16 protein-coding genes are annotated in these 19,259 nt (G+C 48.6%); 10 read left to right on the top strand and 6 right to left on the bottom strand.

Annotation, left to right across the window (positions count from 1 at the left end):
- Positions 1 to 199: 199 nt before the first annotated feature.
- Complete coding sequence (locus AC58PQ_RS20010; protein ID WP_497244583.1) at positions 200 to 2,281, bottom strand: multicopper oxidase family protein; 2,082 nt, start codon at positions 2,279 to 2,281, stop codon at positions 200 to 202.
- 309 nt (positions 2,282 to 2,590) lie between these two features.
- Between AC58PQ_RS20010 and AC58PQ_RS20005 the strand changes: the two genes are divergently transcribed.
- The 4 genes from AC58PQ_RS20005 to AC58PQ_RS19990 all read left to right on the top strand — a co-directional run bounded on the left by AC58PQ_RS20005 (position 2,591) and on the right by AC58PQ_RS19990 (position 7,223).
- Positions 2,591 to 2,791, top strand: coding sequence for a cold-shock protein (locus tag AC58PQ_RS20005; RefSeq protein ID WP_028555206.1), 201 nt, complete (start codon positions 2,591 to 2,593; stop codon positions 2,789 to 2,791).
- A 90-nt stretch (positions 2,792 to 2,881) separates the two neighbouring features.
- On the top strand, positions 2,882 to 3,109 hold the full coding sequence (locus tag AC58PQ_RS20000; RefSeq protein ID WP_056622331.1) for a cold-shock protein: 228 nt from the start codon (positions 2,882 to 2,884) through the stop codon (positions 3,107 to 3,109).
- A 219-nt stretch (positions 3,110 to 3,328) separates the two neighbouring features.
- Positions 3,329 to 4,741, top strand: a complete 1,413-nt coding sequence (locus tag AC58PQ_RS19995) for a peptidoglycan DD-metalloendopeptidase family protein (RefSeq protein ID WP_497244581.1) — start codon at positions 3,329 to 3,331, stop codon at positions 4,739 to 4,741.
- Positions 4,742 to 4,877: 136 nt separating this feature from the next.
- Entirely contained in the window at positions 4,878 to 7,223 is a 2,346-nt protein-coding gene (locus tag AC58PQ_RS19990; RefSeq protein ID WP_497244579.1) for an ATP-dependent DNA helicase, read from the top strand.
- Between the two features lie 100 nt (positions 7,224 to 7,323).
- Here AC58PQ_RS19990 and AC58PQ_RS19985 read toward each other — a convergent pair whose 3' ends face one another.
- The gene (locus tag AC58PQ_RS19985; protein ID WP_497244577.1) at positions 7,324 to 8,487 is read right to left on the bottom strand and encodes an iron-containing alcohol dehydrogenase; all 1,164 of its coding nucleotides are present in this window, start codon (positions 8,485 to 8,487) and stop codon (positions 7,324 to 7,326) included.
- Between the two features lie 142 nt (positions 8,488 to 8,629).
- Here AC58PQ_RS19985 and AC58PQ_RS19980 point away from each other — a divergent pair, with 142 nt between their 5' ends.
- A complete protein-coding gene (locus AC58PQ_RS19980) occupies positions 8,630 to 9,025 on the top strand; it encodes a VOC family protein (protein ID WP_497244575.1) in 396 nt (131 codons plus the stop codon).
- 493 nt (positions 9,026 to 9,518) lie between these two features.
- Positions 9,519 to 11,339, top strand: coding sequence for an ABC transporter ATP-binding protein (locus AC58PQ_RS19975; RefSeq protein WP_497244573.1), 1,821 nt, complete (start codon positions 9,519 to 9,521; stop codon positions 11,337 to 11,339).
- A 64-nt stretch (positions 11,340 to 11,403) separates the two neighbouring features.
- Here the strand turns inward: AC58PQ_RS19975 and AC58PQ_RS19970 are convergent, their stop codons facing one another.
- Positions 11,404 to 12,015 carry an FMN-binding negative transcriptional regulator gene (locus AC58PQ_RS19970; protein WP_497244571.1) on the bottom strand — a complete coding sequence of 204 codons (612 nt, stop codon included), beginning with the start codon at positions 12,013 to 12,015 and terminating at the stop codon, positions 11,404 to 11,406.
- Positions 12,016 to 12,194: 179 nt separating this feature from the next.
- Here AC58PQ_RS19970 and AC58PQ_RS19965 point away from each other — a divergent pair, with 179 nt between their 5' ends.
- Positions 12,195 to 13,175 (top strand): Gfo/Idh/MocA family protein, encoded by a 981-nt coding sequence (locus AC58PQ_RS19965; RefSeq protein ID WP_497244569.1) that lies wholly within the window; start codon positions 12,195 to 12,197, stop codon positions 13,173 to 13,175.
- A 64-nt stretch (positions 13,176 to 13,239) separates the two neighbouring features.
- Here AC58PQ_RS19965 and AC58PQ_RS19960 read toward each other — a convergent pair whose 3' ends face one another.
- Positions 13,240 to 14,727 (bottom strand): MDR family MFS transporter, encoded by a 1,488-nt coding sequence (locus AC58PQ_RS19960; protein WP_497244567.1) that lies wholly within the window; start codon positions 14,725 to 14,727, stop codon positions 13,240 to 13,242.
- Positions 14,728 to 14,845: 118 nt separating this feature from the next.
- On the opposite strand from AC58PQ_RS19960, the gene AC58PQ_RS19955 reads away from it, so the two are divergent.
- Complete coding sequence (locus AC58PQ_RS19955) at positions 14,846 to 15,385, top strand: PadR family transcriptional regulator (protein WP_497244565.1); 540 nt, start codon at positions 14,846 to 14,848, stop codon at positions 15,383 to 15,385.
- Between the two features lie 7 nt (positions 15,386 to 15,392).
- Here the strand turns inward: AC58PQ_RS19955 and AC58PQ_RS19950 are convergent, their stop codons facing one another.
- Positions 15,393 to 15,878: a hypothetical protein gene (locus AC58PQ_RS19950; RefSeq protein ID WP_497244563.1), complete on the bottom strand. Its 486-nt coding sequence runs from the start codon at positions 15,876 to 15,878 to the stop codon at positions 15,393 to 15,395.
- 189 nt (positions 15,879 to 16,067) lie between these two features.
- Here AC58PQ_RS19950 and AC58PQ_RS19945 point away from each other — a divergent pair, with 189 nt between their 5' ends.
- Entirely contained in the window at positions 16,068 to 16,742 is a 675-nt protein-coding gene (locus tag AC58PQ_RS19945; protein WP_497244561.1) for a response regulator transcription factor, read from the top strand.
- Entirely contained in the window at positions 16,739 to 17,881 is a 1,143-nt protein-coding gene (locus tag AC58PQ_RS19940; RefSeq protein ID WP_497244559.1) for an ATP-binding protein, read from the top strand. The genes AC58PQ_RS19945 and AC58PQ_RS19940 overlap by 4 nt, the downstream gene beginning before the upstream one ends.
- Before the next feature lie 969 nt (positions 17,882 to 18,850).
- On the opposite strand, the gene AC58PQ_RS19935 is transcribed toward AC58PQ_RS19940, so the two are convergent.
- Positions 18,851 to 19,222 carry a DUF2500 domain-containing protein gene (locus AC58PQ_RS19935; protein ID WP_497244557.1) on the bottom strand — a complete coding sequence of 124 codons (372 nt, stop codon included), beginning with the start codon at positions 19,220 to 19,222 and terminating at the stop codon, positions 18,851 to 18,853.
- Between the last annotated feature and the right edge of the window lie 37 nt (positions 19,223 to 19,259).

The raw sequence follows: 19,259 nt of genomic DNA, 5'->3' as shown, positions 1-19,259 counted from the left end.
GACAAGGACAAGAATCTCACCTAGCAGGATGAGGTTGAGTAGCCCTTTAGACCTGCATCTCAGCTGATTTTTCCCGGAGATATAGGCCAAACGACTGATAAATACACAGTGATGGACCATAAAAGAAGGAGCCCAAAGGAACTAAATCCTGCGGCTCCAAATATGTCTTAAGTCATGTTTATAGGTCCCCCATGCCAAGTTATTCCGGATGATTCTGGGTGCCGCTTCCCACCGAAAATGGTGTGGTAACCCCTTCATACATCAGATGCATCGACATGCCAGCAGCAGCGTGCGCGAGATTATGGCAATGATCCATCCATAGACCAGGATTATTGGCGACGAAAGCGACCTCATACGTTTCCCCTGGTTGAATATCCAGTGTATCCGACCACCAAGGACTGCCTGTGGAAGGCTTGCCGTTGCGCGAAAGCACAAGAACGTGATGACCGTGCAAATGCATCGGATGCTCCACAATGCCGCGGTTGACGAATGTCGTTTTGACTACATCCCCTTCCTTCACCATGAACATCGGTGCGTCTGGGAACACTTTGCCATTCAAGGTATAGAGTAAATCGAAATTCCGATTATAGAAGCCTAATTTATTATCTAAAATAAGGGTGAAATCACGATCGAATTTGCTATTCGCATCGAAAGGTGTTGCTTTCGGACTTCCATATACGAGCGGGTCGAAAGCTAAGGTTGGCGGTACGTCAGGGATGTTGCCTTGCCCATTAGGTGACAGCAGAATACCTCCATTTTTCAGAAATCCCACATTTAAATAAATAGGGTGATCCGGCATGATAAAAGTTAGATCATAACGACCCCCAGTAGGCACGGTAACACGAGTATTCGTTAGGAGATCTGGTTTATTCAGGTCCGTTCCGTCAATAGCCGCGACTTCAAAAGGTGTACCTACTAATGTATACGTTTGATCAACCCAATCATCGGTGTTAATTAAACGCATGCGGACAGGCGTCCCTGGTGCAACCGTTTGGCGGTCCAATTCATCATTGGCACCAATAGCGAACGTATTTTTCCAAAGATGGGTCATCACGGTGATATCCTTCAGTGCTTGAGAAACATCTTTCGGCTCCACGATCAGCGCCCCGAAAAGCCCCTTGCGAACAGCTTCTTGTGATTCCTGATGCGAATGGTACCAGAAGGTTCCCACCTGTTCAGCACGGAATCGATACGTGTAGGATTCGCCAGGCATGACCGCATTTTGTGTAGCGCCAGCAACGCCATCCTCTGCATTTGGTACATCTAGACCATGCCAATGGGCGGTTACGCCTTCTTCAATATCTTGGTTCGTTAAAGTGACCTCGATGAGCTCGCCTTCCTTCATGCGAAGCTCAGGTCCGGGAATTTGCCCGTTGTACGTCCAAGCGTCGACGGTTTTGCCGGAGCTGAGTGTGACTGTATTTTTCTGCGCAACGAGTGTAAAACGACGATCCGGTGTCCCCTCTTTCGGGCCCGTTAAGTCGGCGACAGAGACCATCCCTGCCATTGCGGTCTTATCATGACTGGCATGCTCTCCTGCAGCGCCGCCGCCGTAATCATGCGTTCCGCTTGCCATATTAATCTCGGCTGGCAGTACGCTTTTGTCCATGGCGAATGTGATTAAATAGAAGCCAATACCCGCGATCACGACGAGAACGCCTGTCATCGTGCCAACTCGCGTCCATAGACGCGGTGCTTGATAGCTAGCCACTTTACTTACTCGCTCGGAGCGAAGTTGATGCCTCCACCAAAGCCCTGCAGCGGTGAGAACAAGCGCGCCAAGCGGAATGGTGGTTTCTACCCATTCGAATGGTACAGGTGCTACAATTGTGAAATAAAGTGATGTCACGGCGCTAAGTGCGGTTAATTGATAAGGGAAAGTGAGACCAGGACTAGCGGATCTTTGGAACATAGCAGGCTCAATTGTAATGCCGGTCTCAGCCAAGCTTTGTTTCGTTAAGGAACGAAGCTTCAACAGTTTAGGAACGGCTACGAACCATATGCTCAAAAGAGGAATAATAATTAGAGGTGCTTGCAGATAGACACGGTCCCTCCAAAAGATTGGATCCATGTTCATCTGAAACCACGCAATGGCGGCGACGATGGCAGCTCCGGGAATAGCCGGGAACCATGCCCAGAATAGCAGCTTGCGCGTTTTTCGGTGAAGCTTCTCTAGGCTCCTGCTATACAGTAATCGGGACGCCTTGACGCCGCCGATCCATGTGAAAATGACGAATAATAAGCTTGCGATTACAATGGTTAAAATACTTGCGTTAAACATGATTTGGACCCTCCTAGACGCGATATTTCAAGTATAGACCCCCTACTCTGCGCATCAAACCGTCTGGAGACCAAGGGGCAACCTAGACTAAAGTTGGGGAGCCCATTTTTTAGTTTTATACTTGCAAAGTCTGGAAATAGGTTGCGTTTTCATAAACGGTGTGTTATGATAAATCCAATCGACAAATAGAACCTGAATTCACATATTTTAAAGGGTTTTCATTTTTGTTAGTGAACCTTTTATAATGTGTGAATTTTTTTCTCTTTGAAGAATAAAAAACATGTTAATAATTTTTGGAGGTATTTCACAATGGCTACTGGTACAGTAAAATGGTTTAACGCAGAAAAAGGTTTCGGTTTTATCGAAGTTGAAGGCGGCAACGATGTATTCGTTCACTTCTCCGCAATCCAAGGCGACGGTTTCAAAACTTTGGACGAAGGTCAAGCAGTTGAATTCAGCGTAGTTCAAGGCAACCGCGGTCCTCAAGCTGAAAACGTTGTAAAACTGTAATATAATTAAAAAGACTGCCTTTACGTAAGTAATGGCAGTCTTTTTCAATTTAAAGCAAGCTGACACTCAGCACTCTAAGGAGGTTTATCCATGTATTCCAGAAAAAAGTCGCTCGAAGAGATGCCTCTAGAAAATGTGACGGTATGGTCTTGTGAAAATGAAGGCTGTAAAGGCTGGATGCGAGATAATTTTGCATTCGATCACGTGCCGACATGTCATTTATGTCAGTCCACAATGGTTCGAAGTGTCAAGTTACTTCCATTAGTAAATAACACCAATAGTGATCAGAAAACGCTCAAAAAGGGCGTACAAATATAGCATAGTAAAACCCGGAGGCATAGCTGTCTTCGGGTTTTTTGTAAATTGTAGACTGTATGTTTCACATATTACATGGGCTAAATTTCTTGATAAACGCGCACTCGTCCTAAGAGGACGGCTTAGCCGTTTATTTTGGTTACCATGAGAAGAGCGAAATCAGAGACGAAGGTGTCTAGCAAGTGGACAAACCGCCGTCATTCAAGGGAGGTAGGAACGTCTGTGAGACCAAGAAAGAGGCGTCAATGGCCACTGTTGGCTGGCGCTTGCATCCTTGCGGCGTGCGTGGTGATTCTTTTCGGCAAATATCCATTTGAGTCATCACCTGCATTGCAAACGAATGTACCTGACACGGTAACAGCAACACCAGTGCCAACGCCAACACCACGTGTGGCTGTGGAATTTCGGATGCTCGATCTCGATCGAGGCTGGGTGAAATACGCAGACGGCATGGTTCAAACCGTGGATGGCGGCGCGCATTGGCAAGAAGCTTCGGGTACGGAAGTACTCCCAGTAGATGGTGCGGTTGATACGATGGGCAGTGAAACGATTGCTAAGCTGCTAAGCTTGGAAGCAGAGACTGGCAGTCCGACGGGATCGGCTGGTGCCGCAGTTCAAGGCGGCCTAACTTCCGTAACACTGAACGGCAACACGGTTGCTGTGAAGCAATCACAATTCGTGACACCGAAAATTGGTTGGGTGCTTTTATCCCGAACGATGGATAGTAAGAACCCTCTCCTCCTCACCACGGATGGCGGGCAAACCTGGATAGATGGCATGACGGAGGACGCGAAGGCGATCATTCTTGGGGAGAAAGCACATTTGGCACAGCTAAAAGCGGAATCATCTTTATATAAAGATGAAGCAGGCGCTAAAGCGGTCATGGGCTCTATCTGGAAACTCATACCGGAGCAGGCTTCGCCGGGTGATATTGTGCTTGTGCGCCATAAGGAGCCTGGCAGCATAGCTTGGCAGGGTAAGACATACACGCTTCAGCCATATGAAGCAGGATACTTCACGTACTTGCCAATCTCGATGAGCGTAAAAGCGGGTACGTACCCGATCGGTGATCAGACGCTGACCATCAAGGCGAAGCAGTTCGAGACACAGTATTTGAAGGTCACTGAGCAAATGGAAAGCATGAAACAGGATACCGCGCGCATCAATGCCGATCAGAAGAAGATCGATCTGGCGCGCAGCAAGTCGGAGCCGACATTTTTGTTCCGCGGGCCGTTCGTGAAGCCGATCGAGGGGATTTTGACTACGCCGTATGGGTACACCCGTTATGTAAACGGGAAATACGACAGCTCGCATATGGCTCTTGATCTGGCAGCCAAAGAAGGCACTCCGATCAAGGCTACGAACGACGGAGTTGTCGCGCTAGCAGAACTCCTATATTTAACCGGCAATTCCATCTATATTGACCATGGGATGGGGCTGTTCTCGCAGTACGCGCATCTCTCCGAGCTGCGTGTGAAAGCTGGCGACCGCGTCAAGCAGGGCGACATTATTGGGCTCGTCGGCACGACCGGCTTCTCTACCGGGCCGCATCTGCATTTTACCTTCTGGGCGCATAATATCCAGGCCAATCCGGACTTGTTTTTTAATACAACCCCGTTTCAGTGGGTGAAATGATAGTAGTGTGAGACATCAGCCTGGGCTGGTGTCTTTTTGCATGCTGTCGAATACCTGTCTGTAGCCCGTGAAAAGTAGTTTTTCGAATCTCCACATGTTATGATAAGGAACAAATGTTCTTAAATGGAGACGTATAATGCTACCTTTGGTGAATATATCAGTTCGGTCGCTTGTGGAGTATGTGTTTAGCAGTGGCAGTATTGATTCGGAGTTTCGATCGAACACGTCACTAAGGGAAGGCACGAAGGCGCATCAAAGGCTGCAAAAGCAATACGGAGAGTCAGACCAGCATGAGGTGTATGTCTCAGCGGAAATAGCGTATGAGGGACTTTTATTTGTTATTGATGGGCGTTGTGATGGGCTTCTTGTTGGGACTGATGACGGCGATACGCTAACCGTAGATGAAATAAAATCGACTTCCTCGGATATTACACTTATTGAGGAGAATTCCTACCCTGTGCATTGGGCGCAGGCGATGTGTTATGCGTACATGGTGGCCCTTGATCGCGGACTCCACTACATGCGGGTTCAGCTTACGTATACGCAGGTGGATACGGAGGAGACTCGGCATTTTGTGAGGGAAGCTACTTACGAGGAGCTTGAACGGTTTGTGTATGAGGTGATTCGGGGCTACTATCCGTATGCACAACTGAAGCATGAGCATGAGGGGCGCAGAAATCAGAGCATCAAGGCGCTGCAATTCCCTTTTCCGCAGTATCGTGAGGGGCAGCGTAAGCTGGTAGGGGCGGTGTACAAAACCATCCAGGACGGGCACAAGCTGTTCGCTAAGGCACCGACAGGGATTGGTAAGACGATGTCGACTCTTTTTCCATCGGTTAAGGCGATGGGAGAGGGCGTGCTGCAGCGGTTTTTTTATTTAACGGCGAAGACGATAACTCGGACAGCGGCAGAGGAAGCTTTTTACCTATTGCAGGACAAAGGCTTGCAGCTACAGGTGGTTACGCTAACGGCCAAGGAGAAAGTGTGTTTGAAGGACGAGGTCAGGTGTACGCCGGCCCATTGTGAGTTTGCGGACGGTTATTATGATCGGGTGAATGGGGCGGTGCTTGATCTGCTCAGGCAGGAAACCGTGATGACGCGTGCTGTGATTGAGACGTATGCGCGGAAGCATCGGGTGTGTCCGTTCGAGTTTTCATTGGATGTGGCATATGCGGCGGATGCGGTGATTTGTGATTATAACTATATTTTTGACCCGCGTGTGAGTTTAAAAAGATTGTTCGAGGAGCAGAAGCGCCATACAACGCTGCTTATTGATGAGGCGCATAATCTGGTGGATCGAGCGCGCGAGATGTACGCTAGTGAGCTGAACAAATCGATCTTCCTTACGTTGCAGCGGGAGTTCATAGGTATTAGTAAGGAGGTCTATGCTGCGGCGAAGGCGATCAACACCTATTTCATTGCGCTCCGCAAGCAGGTGGGGGATCGAGAGATGATGGTGGAGTCCGGAATGCCGGAGTCGTTGTTGGTGCATGTGGAGGCTTTTATAGCTGTAGCTGAAAAAGAGTTAGCCAGATCGGCCGGAGGTACCGCAACGGGTACGGCACTCTTGGATGCTTATTTTGGTGCGCAGAATTTTGTGCGCATTTCGAAGCTGTACGACGAGCGTTATGTGACGCTGGCTGTGAATGATCGGAACGAGATCAGTGTGAAGCTCGTTTGTTTAGATCCATCCCACCTGCTGCGGCAAATGGGGAAGGGGTATCGGGCGCACGTGTTTTTCTCGGCGACACTGTCGCCGTTGTCCTATTTCATGGACACCTTAGGTGCGGGGGAAGAGGATTACTCCGTGACGGTAGCGTCACCTTTTGCGAAAGAGCAGCTGGAGGTTTTCGTGCAGCCACTGTCGACCCGTTATCAGGACCGGGAGCATAGCCGTACGCGGATTGCGCGTTCTATCTATGAACTGGTCGCGGGGCGAGCGGGTAATTATTTGGTGTTTTTTCCTTCGTATGCGTATATGAGCAGCGTGTATGAGGCTTTTACGGATTTTGTAGGTGAGCAGGAAGGGGACAGCAGTGGACGTAGTAGCGAGCTGAATGTGCTCGTTCAGATGGCCAAAATGACGGAGGAGGAGCGAGAACACTTCCTGGGGGCTTTTCAAGCTGGTGCGGGGCAGACGTTGGTGGGTTTTGCGGTGATGGGCGGCATCTTCTCCGAGGGCATCGATCTCGTCGGCGACCGACTAACAGGCGTCGTCATTGTAGGTGTAGGCTTGCCGCAGCTTGGACCGGAACGCAACCTGATCAAGGATTACATGGAGCGTACGGGTAAAAACGGCTACGACTACGCCTATGTCTACCCCGGCATGAACAAAGTGCAACAGGCTGGCGGTCGGTTAATCCGTTCCGAAACGGATCGCGGCGTGCTGCTGTTGATCGACGACCGCTATCTGCAGCCGCGCTATCAGCGTCTGTTGCCGGAGGAGTGGCGCGACTATACGGTTCTGCCAGTGCAGCGATAGTAGCTGCGGCGGCGATTAGCCCCTTCTCGCGTCCGAACGCCTCGCGCGCGCACAAAAAAGCGTTGCACCCATGTGCAACGCCACTTCACTGTCGCTATCCCTATAGCGACATCTGATAAATCTTTACCACATCCGCGCGAGTCAGCTTCTGGAAGTTGCCGAAGTCGCCGTAAATCATGGCTTTATCGGCCATGAGCTCGATGGTGGAGTCGTCGATGCTGTAGTCTGCCAATCGGCTCGGTGCGCCGATGCTGCCGAAGAATGCACGCAGTGCTGCGATGCCTTCCTCGGCTACTTGCTTGTCGGACTTGCCAGCGGCATCGATGCTGAACACGCGTTGTGCGAACTGCTTGTAGCGCCCAACATTAGCATCGAGGGTATGGGTCATCCAGTTCGGAAAGAGGATGGCCAAGCCGCCGCCGTGCGGAATATCATGAACGGCGGAAACCGCATGCTCCAGATTGTGCGTCGCCCAATCCCCGCGAATGCCCATGCTTAGCGTGCCGTTAAGCGCCATAGTGCCGCTATAGAGAATGGTCGAACGGTGCTCCAGATTGTTCAGATCCTGCAGCAATAGGGGTGCCGTATCGATAACGGTACGTAAGATCGTTTCGCAGAATCCATCCTGAACAGGGGAGCTCGTGACATGATGGAAGTATTGCTCGAGCACGTGAGACATGATATCGACCATGCCGTAAACGGTTTGGTTTTCAGGCAAGGATGTCGTATGAGCCGGGTCGAGGATAGAGAATTTCGGATAGGTGTAAGGACTTCCCCAACCGAGTTTATCATTCGTTTCCCAGTTCGTGATGACCGAACCAGCGTTCATTTCGGAACCAGTCGCAGCAATCGTGAGAACGGTAGCTAACGGAAGTGCACCTGTGGCCACTGCTTTACGTGTTGCAATGTCCCAGAAGTCGCCATCGAACTTCGCGCCAACCGCGATCGCTTTGGCACAGTCAATCACGCTGCCGCCACCAACTGCAAGGATGAGATCGATGTCGTGATTAAGGCACAAGGCAACGCCGCGATGAACGGTCGTTAATCTTGGATTGGGCTCAACACCGCTAAGCTCAACGATGGTTGCTTCAAGGCCTTGTAACAGGTGGACCACCTTGTCGTAGATACCATTGGCTTTGATGCTGCCTCCCCCATAGACGAGTAGGATATTTTTCCCATACTTAGGTACTTCAGTCGTTAGCTTTTCTAATTGACCCTGACCGAAATGTAGGGTAGTTGGATTATGGAAAGTGAAATTATGCATGATCGTACCTCCTCGAACATAACTAGGAATGGTCCCCTCTTACAATTGTATAGTAACCAATGGACAAAAACAAAACCAGCGAGAGGTACAGATTCATCTAGGAAGTACAGTATGAGCGGATAAGAAGGATGGAGGAATAGCGATGGCAACCTTATCACCATATATCTATAGCACAGACGCTCGTAAACAGGCTGACTTTTATGTGAGCGTGTTTAGCGGAGAAATCATCAGCATCCAATCGTATGGCGATCTGCCAGGGATGGAAGAGTCCAAGAAACACTTAGTTATGCATTTGGAGCTGCAGGCGCTAGGACTGCGATTTTTCATGGCAGATGCAGGCACGGATGCAAATGATCGCGGTACTGGCATGGACCTGGCACTCACCTTCAAGGATGAGGGGGAAGCTGCTGCGATTTTTAACGGTTTAGCAGCCGATGGCGATGTCATCATGCCATTTGAACGCATGTTCTGGGGCACAATGCTCGGTCGTGTGCGAGATCGGTACGGTGTGATGTGGCAGGTGGCCACAGAATCGTAGATAGAACAATGAGAAAGCTCCTTTGTGAGAAGCCGTGCGGCTTTTCGTGAGGGAGCTTTTAGTTTCTCGGGGGAGTACCCCTCGGCGACCGAATCTCAGCGCTGTAACGGTGAAAAACATCACTACAGCGGCACCGGACTGATTTTCCCATGCTGTAAGAGTGAAAAACATCACTACAGACCAAGAAATACCCCAAATGACCGAATCTCAGCGCTGTAACGGTGAAAAACATCACTACAGCGATATCGGACTGATTTTCCCGTGCTGTAAGAGTGAAAAATGTCACTATAGACCAAATTTGTCCCCCCTTTCTGAGCTAAAGGGGGGGACAGACAGGAGACCCTGATGCATCAGAGCTACTATTCCGCCTGCGGACCGATTCGACCTCGTTTATATTCTGTTTAAAATAGGGGAGTATGATCATAACAAGTGTTAGAGATGAACAATCATAAATAACGGAATTACATCCGATCGGGTAAAGGAGTAGAGATAGATGGCAATTGCAAAGAGTGAACAACCGAAACAAAAAAACGACTGGCGGGGATTCATCCGTTTACTAAAGGATGCGAATCCACCGAAACTTCTGTTGAGTATAGCACTAGGGTTAAGCGTGATTGCCACGCTGGTGGCGTTGGTGATTCCACTTTTCACGAAAAATGTGGTTGATAATTTCAACATTTCCTCACTAAATTGGTGGCAAATTAGCGGAATGGCTCTTGCATTCATCGCATCCGCGGTAGCTTCTGGGGTAGCCACGTATCTACTTAACTATTCAGGTCAACGCGTGGTGGCGGGTATCCGAGATCGCTTATGGAAGAAGCTGCTCGTGCTGCCGGTTCGCTACTATGATAATCATCAAACAGGAGATACGATCTCCCGGATGACAAACGACACCGCAATTATTAAAGGACTGATCGCCGAGCATACGGCGGGCTTTATTACAGGCACCATTTCCATTATCGGGTCCATCGTGGTGCTCTTATATATGGATTGGAAAATGACACTCATCATGTTCAGCATTTTCCCGATTGCATTTCTTATCCTTTTTCCTTTGGGTCGGCAAATGTACAAAATCTCTAAAGGCATGCAAGCCGAGACAGCTAACTTCACTTCCGTGTTAAACCGGGTGCTATCTGAAATTCGCTTGGTGAAGGCTGCAAATGCAGAGCCTGTGGAGTATAAGGAAGGTAGCGCAGGGATTCAGACGCTGTTCAAATTTGGACTTAAAGAAGGTAAAATTCAAGCACTAATGTCCCCTCTGATTATGTTTGTCATGCTGATGATGTTCGTCGTCCTATTCGGTTATGGCGGTACACGTGTGGCGTCAGGTGCGATATCAGCGGGGCAGCTGGTGGCCTTTATGCTTTATTTATTCCAAATTGTCATGCCGATTACGCAGATTACACAATTCTTCACGCAAACGCAGAAAGCGATGGGAGCAACGGATACGATTCTTAAGGTGCTGGATCATGAGGAAGAGGATCCCCACGCGGGTTTCACGGTTAAGGATGCTTCTCAATCCCTGCATTTCGACAACGTATCGTTTGGCTATAAAGAAGACGAGAAGGTCCTGAAAGACGTAAGCTTCACTATGGAATCGGGTAAAGTCACCGCGATTGTAGGACCGAGCGGAAGCGGGAAGACGACGATGTTCTCGTTGCTGGAGCGTTTTTACTCGCAGCAGGAAGGTAACATTTCGTTAGGAGAAGAAAGTATCGGTCAGTACTCGCTCGTCTCATGGCGTAGCCAAATCGGCTATGTGTCGCAGGAAAGTCCGCTCATTGCAGGGACAATTCGAGATAACATCTGCTATGGCTTACAGCATGAAGTAACGGAAGAGGCGCTGAAACGGGCATCCGAGATGGCGTATGCCGATGGTTTCATTGAAGAGCTTCCGCAGAAGTATGACACGGAAGTTGGAGAGCGCGGGATTAAGTTGTCCGGCGGGCAGCGTCAGCGGATTGCGATCGCCAGAGCGCTGCTGCGGGATCCAAAGATTCTGATGCTGGATGAAGCTACCTCGAGTTTGGACAGCAAGTCCGAAGTCGTAGTGCAGCAAGCATTGCAGAACTTGATGCAAGGACGCACAACGCTAGTCATCGCCCATCGCTTATCCACGGTCGTGGACGCGGATCAGATCGTGTTCCTCGACAAAGGTGTCGTGACAGGCCGCGGCACCCATCAGCAGCTCATCGAGTCACACGAGATGTATCGCGAGTTTGCTACCCAACAGCTGCAGATTCAAGAACAGCTGATTGCGGAGCATTCTCCCATGGAGCCTGATTCCGTGTCAATGGAGCAAGTGCACTCGTAATTGAAAAAATGCCTCTACCCCCGAGAAATGACGGGGTGTGGAGGCATTTTTTGCATTCACAGGCTTAGGATTGGCTCAAGTTCTCCTTCATAAGGGCGGCAATCTGCCGCTCAGGATAGCCTTTTTGCTCAAGGGCTCGAACAATGCCTTCTTGGCGCTCTATCGGTTGGTTCTGGCTCAGCTTGGCTTTACCCTCGATGCTCGAAATGGGCAGCTTGAAAGCTTGTATCCCTTTGCTCAACCCAGCAATAAAGTGCGGATCAATGCTGTCTAGATCATACGAGCTATCCGGCTCCTCGTACTTGCGTGTTAGCTGCTGTAAAACATGCAAGACTTCCTGATCATCGTGGATGAATTCGACCTTACCATACACATGAACAGCTGTGTAATTCCACGTAGGTACAGCGGAAGGCGTACCATACCAGGAAGGTGAGATGTAGCAGTGAGGACCTTGGAATATCACCAAAACTTCTTGTAGCGGGGTATCGGTCCACTGCGTGTTAAGGCGGGCGAAATGGCCGTATAAGCAATGATCCTCGGGATCCAGCAATAAGGGAATATGCGTCGCGAAAGGGCGCTGCTGATGATGTGAAACGACCGTAGCAAAGCTATGCGCCTCTATGAAGGCATACATTATGGACAGGTCCTCCATTTTAAAATATGAGGGAGTGTACATGGCTTCACCTGCTTTGTTTTAGGTATAGAATAGCAAGTTATGTGGTACATACAAAGTACCAATTTCATCGGTTTTGATTAGACCACTTTCTACGACTGTTCAGATTGCTGTTGAGGCACAGGAGGACGCAACTTCCACGTCGAATACCTAACTAACTACGCAATCTCAAGGAGGCAACAATGTTGGAGAAGGTACGTTGGGGAATTATCGGCTGTGGCAACGTGACGGAGGTCAAAAGCGGCCCCGCCTTGCAGAAGGCAGAAGGCTCAGAGCTAGTCGCGGTTATGCGCCGTGATGGCGCACTCGCAGAGGATTATGCACAGAGGCATGGTGTGGCAAAATGGTACACTGACGCGGCAGCACTCGTGAATGATCCGGATGTGAATGCGGTTTATGTCGCTACTCCGCCTGGATTTCATCATGAATATACGCTGCTCGCTGCAAAAGCAGGGAAGCCCGTTTATGTGGAGAAGCCGATGGCTAGAAATCACGCAGAATGTCAGGAGATGATTGCGACCTGTGAGGAAGCGGGTGTGCCTTTGTTCGTGGCCTATTATCGCAGGGGACTCCCTAAATTCGTGGAAATAAAGCGCCTGCTAGATTCCGGTGTAATCGGTGAGGTCCGCTTTGTGCAATCGACCTACCTGCAACCGTTGAGAGAGTATCAAGAAGGGTTAGAGCCATGGCGCATTCAGCCTGAGCTGTCGGGTGGCGGATTGTTCGTGGATTTGGCGAGTCATACGCTAGATATTCTCGATTATTTGATTGGACCGATCGGAGAGGTCAAAGGCTTCGCAAGGAACCAAAACGGTAAGCAGAAGGTTGAAGATATCGTGACCACGAGCTACGCGTTCGAATCCGGTGTGATGGGTACTGGAGTTTGGAGCTTCAATACCTACACTCACCTAGATTTGAATGAGATTGTTGGCAGCCTCGGCAAACTATCGTTCTCCACCTTCAGTGGCGATCTGCGCATTGAAACGGCAGACGGAACCGTGGAAGAACGAACGATTCCCAATCCTCCACACGTTCAGCAACCGTTAATCCAGACTGTGGTGGACGATCTCAGAGGCATCGGGCAGAGCCCGAGCACTGGCATAAGCGCCGCGCGTACGAATCGCGTAATGGATGAACTGCTGCGCGATTTCTACCGCGCCTAAACAATCGAAAACCCCAGTCGGATGTGCAAGTAAACACATCCGACTGGGGTTCTTCATTTAGGTCTTACGCTTTCGGGCTCGGCGTTGCCACAATCGGTGCGGGTGCCGACGCTGAAGGATTGTCTGGCGCTAAGGAGCGCTTGCGAATGAACAAGCTAAGCGGCAAAGCGACAAGTACGATAAATGTCGCAAGTAAGTACACGTTATTGACACTCATGGTAAAGGCGTGTGTACCAATTTGTACTTTGTCCGTCATTCCGCCAGCAGCGAGTTCCTTGCTGTGTGTAACGGTTTGGGACGATAATACAGATGTAAATAGGGCAATCGCGAAGGACCCGAATACGTTACGAACCCAGTTGTTAATGGATGTTGCATGACCAGACAGGGTTCTCGGAATTTGCTCCATGCCTGCATTACTTGCAGGCATCGTAGCGAAGGCGATCCCGACGTTCCGAACGATCATCCAGAACACAATATAGCCGCGAGAGACGTCTGTACTCAACCAACTTAGGGTAAGTGTACCAACTGCGATTAACGTAATACCGACAAAAATAAGAATGCGAGGCCCAACACTGCTATACAGTTTGCCTACGATTGGCATACAGAGCGCCATCACAAGGGATGCCGGCAATAAGATTAATCCCGTATCGAGCGGGGTGACATGCTGAATATTTTGCAAGAAAATCGGTGTCAGGAAGGTACCTGAGTATAAACTTATCGTAACAATACTAGAAATAATAAGTGATAAAGTGTAACGCGGGTTCTTCAATACACGTATGTTCAATAAGGGTGAATCGACTTTAAGCTCTCTCCAAATGAATAGGATAAGGATCAGGAAGCCTGTTGCGAATAGACCGATGACACGGCCTGATGTCCATCCCCAAGCATGGCCTTGCGAGAAGCCGACGAGCAAGGCAAGACTGCTGACGATGACGGTCAGTAAGCCGATTAAATCAAATCTTTTGGGAACAGAAAGACGGTAATAAGGGATTAATTTGAAAACGAGAATAATAGCGACAACGCCGACAGGTACGTTCATGAGGAACAACCAGTGCCAGCTCCAATTTTGCAGCAACCAACCGCTCAATGTTGGCCCAATGGCAGGCGCCATCATCGCAGATAAGGACCAAAGGGAAATCGCAATCGGTTGCTTATCACGCGGAATCACTTGATACACGATAGTCATCGTAGCAGGCATAATCAGACCACTGAAAGCCCCTTGAACAATACGGAATGCAATAAGCGATGATGCATCCCAAGCTAGTGCACATAACAGTGAAAACACGGTAAAACCGATCAGTGCAATGGCGTATAGCCGCTTGTAGCTGAATTTCTCACCGAAATACCCTGTAATTGGGGCGATTGTACCGCTTGCGAGCATGAAGCCAGTAATCGTCCATTGGATTTTGCTTAAATCGGTATTGAAATGCTCGCTAAGAATTGGTATGGCGATATTAATCGTACTCATGCTTAGGATCGAAACGAACGACCCAAAGAAGATCGCGATCATGATTGGCCAGAAGCGCACTTGCTGTAACTCATCCTTACTCAAAATAATGCCTCCACTCTATCCATTGATCTTAACGATAGTATTCTCTATAATTTTTAATGAAAATCATCATACTACCGATATGTTTATATGTCAATAATGACATAAAGAAGGAGCGACAATGAATACCCTTTCATATGGATTACTAAGCCTTTTAACGAAAAACTCCCGTTCGGGGTATGAGCTCATGCAGCATATTCAGCCATTCTGGCAAGCTAAACATAGCCAAATCTACCCATTATTGGCGTCATTAGAGCAGGCGGGTCACGTTGCTTTCGTACATGTCCCTCAGTCGGATAAGCCGGATAAGAAAGTCTATTCCATCACGGAACAAGGCAAAGTAGCCTTGCAGGAATGGATTGTTATGCCAACAGATGATCCTGTTACGCGGGATGAGCTTGCATTGAAAGTATACTGCATCGGTCTCGTGGATAAAGAGCAGGCGAAGAAGGTTATCGCGGAGCGAGAGATCTATTATAAGAAGAAAAAAGAGCGATTCGCACTCCTCTTGGAAAAAATCAAGCAAGAGAGTGACAAACCGCTCGAGGCGTTAGAAATGGATGATCGTGGATTTGGGATGTATGTCCTGCTGCATAAAGCGACGATGAAGGTAGATGCAGATTTAATTTGGTGCGAGTGGATGAAGGGAAAGCTCAGTTGATGTCAAATTAACCGCCTATTTCCTGAATCACCGTTTGGATTTTCTGCAGACGAATGTATTCGGACTTCTCTAATTGCGGTCGGAAATAGGCATACAGATAGGCCGCATCCTCGAATGTCAGGGCTGGGTAGCAGACAACCTCTTGCACCACGAGTGGATTATCCATAATAACCTGCCATTCGCCGGCTCTTTCCGCGAGAGGGATGTTGGTGAAAATGTGTTTTTTAGCAGCTATTGTACATGTGAGCTCTGGCCAAATGTTCTCCCAGGATGGACTGAAATCTACGGGTTCCGGAAAAAGTCGCTTCGCCTTGGCGACCGACTGCTCTACGGATTCCATGTCTGTGTCCCCTGCCGCTTTGATCGCTTCCGTGAGACTGTCGAGTAACCGCCTGAAACCTGCGAATCCTTCCGATAGCACCTCGCTTTGAAACAGGGCTTCCGCTTCCGCGGTAGTCAGCTTGTTGAAATCCGCCAATGTGTTATTTGTCATACAGGCCACAACCCCCCAAACTGTTCCTTTTCCCAAATTTATCACAAAACTTTTTCCAAATAAAGCCCTTTCATTTGCAAAAGAGCTCCTTTGGTTTAAATTAAGTTTATATTGCTCGCTTATACTAATTTCTATCAACGAGCATGGCTAAGACAGCACTGTACTTCAACAAGTGAGGATGAATGAACCATGGCACCCATTATGATCGTAGATGATGATCCGTATATTCGTGAGCTTGTCCGTGTTTTCATGCTGAACGAGGGCTTCGATGTTGTCGAGGCCGCGGATGGCGTTGAAGCGCTCAAGATGCTGCAAACCGTCCAAGTCGATATGGTCATCCTCGATGTGATGATGCCGAATATGGACGGATGGGAGCTGTGCAAGGAGCTCAGAGAGCAGTATGATCTGCCGATTCTCATGCTTACGGCCAAAGGAGAAACGGCACAGAAGGTCAAAGGCTTCGAGCTCGGTGCCGACGACTACCTCACCAAGCCCTTCGAGCCGCTTGAGCTGGCGATGCGAGTGAGAGCACTGCTTAAGCGCTACAAAATCGCCTCATCGCAAACCATTCAGGCCGGCGATCTCAGTATGAATCGAAAAACGTATGAAGTCACCGTAGGTGCAGAGAGCATCACGTTGCCGCTCAAGGAGTTCGAGCTGCTATATAAGCTCGCGAGCTACCCGGGCAAAACCTTCTCGCGCGATCAGTTGATCGAGCAGATTTGGGGGTTTGACTACGAAGGCAACGAGCGAACCGTCGATGTGCATATTAATCGGCTGCGAGAGAGATTCCCTGAGGATCGGCACGCTTTTCGAATCGCCACAATTCGAGGCTTGGGCTACCGCTTGGAGGTGCTGAAGTGACCAATAGGCGGAAAGCGGAGAGAAGAGAGCGAAGAGAAAGACAGAAAAAGCGGCGAATGCACCACAAGAAGCAATCCATTCTCCAGCGAATAAGCGGCTTCTTTTTTGGCTTAGGCATATTTGTTCTTATCATTGCGTATTGGTTAGCCACCTTCTATGGCATGGAGCATCTCTACACGTATTTAGGGAAACGCCCTGCGGAAGTCATTGTGCAGCTGATCAACTGCATCGGAGGCATGTTCCTATGGGGGCTCACCATGGCCATACTTGGCCAATTTTTGCGTAAACATCAGTTGATTTTCTTTCAAAGCTTGAATCAAGCGATACGCAGCATGTCGAGAGGAGATTTCAATGTGTCGGTGGATAATAATCCGCGGAATGGCCCTTTCGTTGAGTTAGCGGAATCCATTAATCAAATGGCGACCGATCTCGGGCAATTGGAGAAAATGAGACAGGAGTTTATTTCGAACGTCTCCCATGAGATTCAGTCGCCGCTAACGTCCATTAGCGGATTCTCCCGCGCGCTGCAGAATGATCAGCTGTCGCCTGAGGAGCGAAAGCATTATTTGACTATCATTGAGACGGAAAGTATTCGTTTATCGAAGTTAAGCGAAAATCTGCTGAAGCTGACCTCGTTGGAGTCTCAGCATCACCCTTTTGAACCGAAGAGCTACCGACTGGATAAGCAGTTGCGCAATCACATTCTGGCTTGTGAGCCACAGTGGGTGGATAAAGACATTGAAATGGACATCGAGCTGGATGCTATAACGATTACGGCAGATGAGGATTTGCTCAGTCAGGTATGGATCAATTTGATCCATAATGCAGTGAAATTTGTGCCTGTTGGCGGGACGATTCGTGTTCGTGTGGTTAGCAGCGGGGAAGAGGTTGTTACGCGGATCTCCAATAATGGCGCGAGCATCCCGGAAGAGGATCAGACGCATATTTTTGAACGCTTTTACAAAGCCGATAAATCTAGAAATCGAATGGCGGGCGGCAATGGGCTTGGCTTGTCGATCGCGAAGAAGATCGTGGAGATGCATCACGGAACGATCACCGTGGAAAGCGGGATGGATGAGATGACATCCTTCATCGTTCGACTGCCGATTGAGCAGAGGACAGAGATACCAAACAAATAACACGACTTAAACGCAAATAGAGACCTCCGCTTATCTATGATAACCGGAGGTCTCTATGAGTCATTTGGCCTATTCAATTGTTCTTCCACACACTCCATTCCCCGAAAAATCACAAACCTGTTTCTGAAATCGATACGTACGCCTCAAAGTCAAAGTGTCCTTTCCTCATGTTAGTCTCCAACATAATCACGCATACGACAAGTCGCTCACTTCAGTTCCTTTCCTCGAATGATGACCTGCCTGACCTGATTTCCCGCATGCTTGTTGAACGATTGGGACGTTCCTGCACGTGGCTCCTGTCGTTTAGAGCGCAAGTGAGCAGCATGCTTCGCTAACGTGGTCCAATGGACTATCCCCTCTCATTGGTAGATTTTCAGGCTCTTCGTTGTTACTACACCGTCTGGTGTGGGGTTGTCCTCCCTGTCTGCCTTGAATTCATAATAGCCTATTATTTTAATATTGTAAATATTCAGATTATTCCAATATCGACGGAAATATGTCGATTTTTTTGTGTTTTCTTGTAAATGCTTGCGATTGCGCTGTTTTGGAAAATAGCGTCTTGGCTCAAATCCATTCAAATGCATAGAAATCGTTTTTGAGTGCGATTGAATCAAAAAGACGAACGAATTAAGGTTAAATGACTACCAATTGGAAGAAAGCGCTTCCTTAGAGAAGGAAAGACGAGGTAAGGAGATAGTTTTCGATTGCAGTCACATGGGAAGAACGCGGAAAGTTACCATTCTGAATGTGGAAGGAGACATTGGATAGGAGGCAATTCGTTCAAAAGATTCAAAAAAATGTCGGAAGATGACAGCAGTTTCCTTGATCGCATCCATGGTTCTAGGTTTGTTTCGAGACTGAAGATAACGGGCGGGTGCTTTGCGCGAATTGCCCTCAAAAAAGGATGAGGAGTTTCTATAAATTGACTTTTAAGCAGGTCCCTGAGGCAGCAAGTTGACTACCCGGGACCTACATGGCTTTCTTACGATCGAATTCTTTGAAGCGAGTACCTTGAAATGTTAAATTTCCAGTGTCCCCCTCAACCATGTAGCCAAACTGCTGCCGTCCTATCCATAATTCCATTCTACTCTGGTCCTCGAATTCGAAAGTCACGTAGTAGGAGGTATTCGAACTCAAGTTATCGGAACTTCCGGAGAATTGTATTCGTTTGGCGACAACCCTACAGGATCGATCTTGAATAGGCGCGTTGTAATTGGCGGTCCAGACCGAAAGAGATTTCAGTATGATAAAGAAAAAGATGCTAATAACGAGGACAAAAATGGTGATGAAAAGGATAAGAAACAGAGTATCTAATGCTCCTTCATTAAAGTCAGTCAGCACGCGTAAGCACTCCTTCGCATGATTGATAGAAAAGGTT

Source organism: Paenibacillus sp. J22P143 (assembly GCF_059692035.1).
This window is presented reverse-complemented; position numbering and strand designations above follow the sequence as displayed.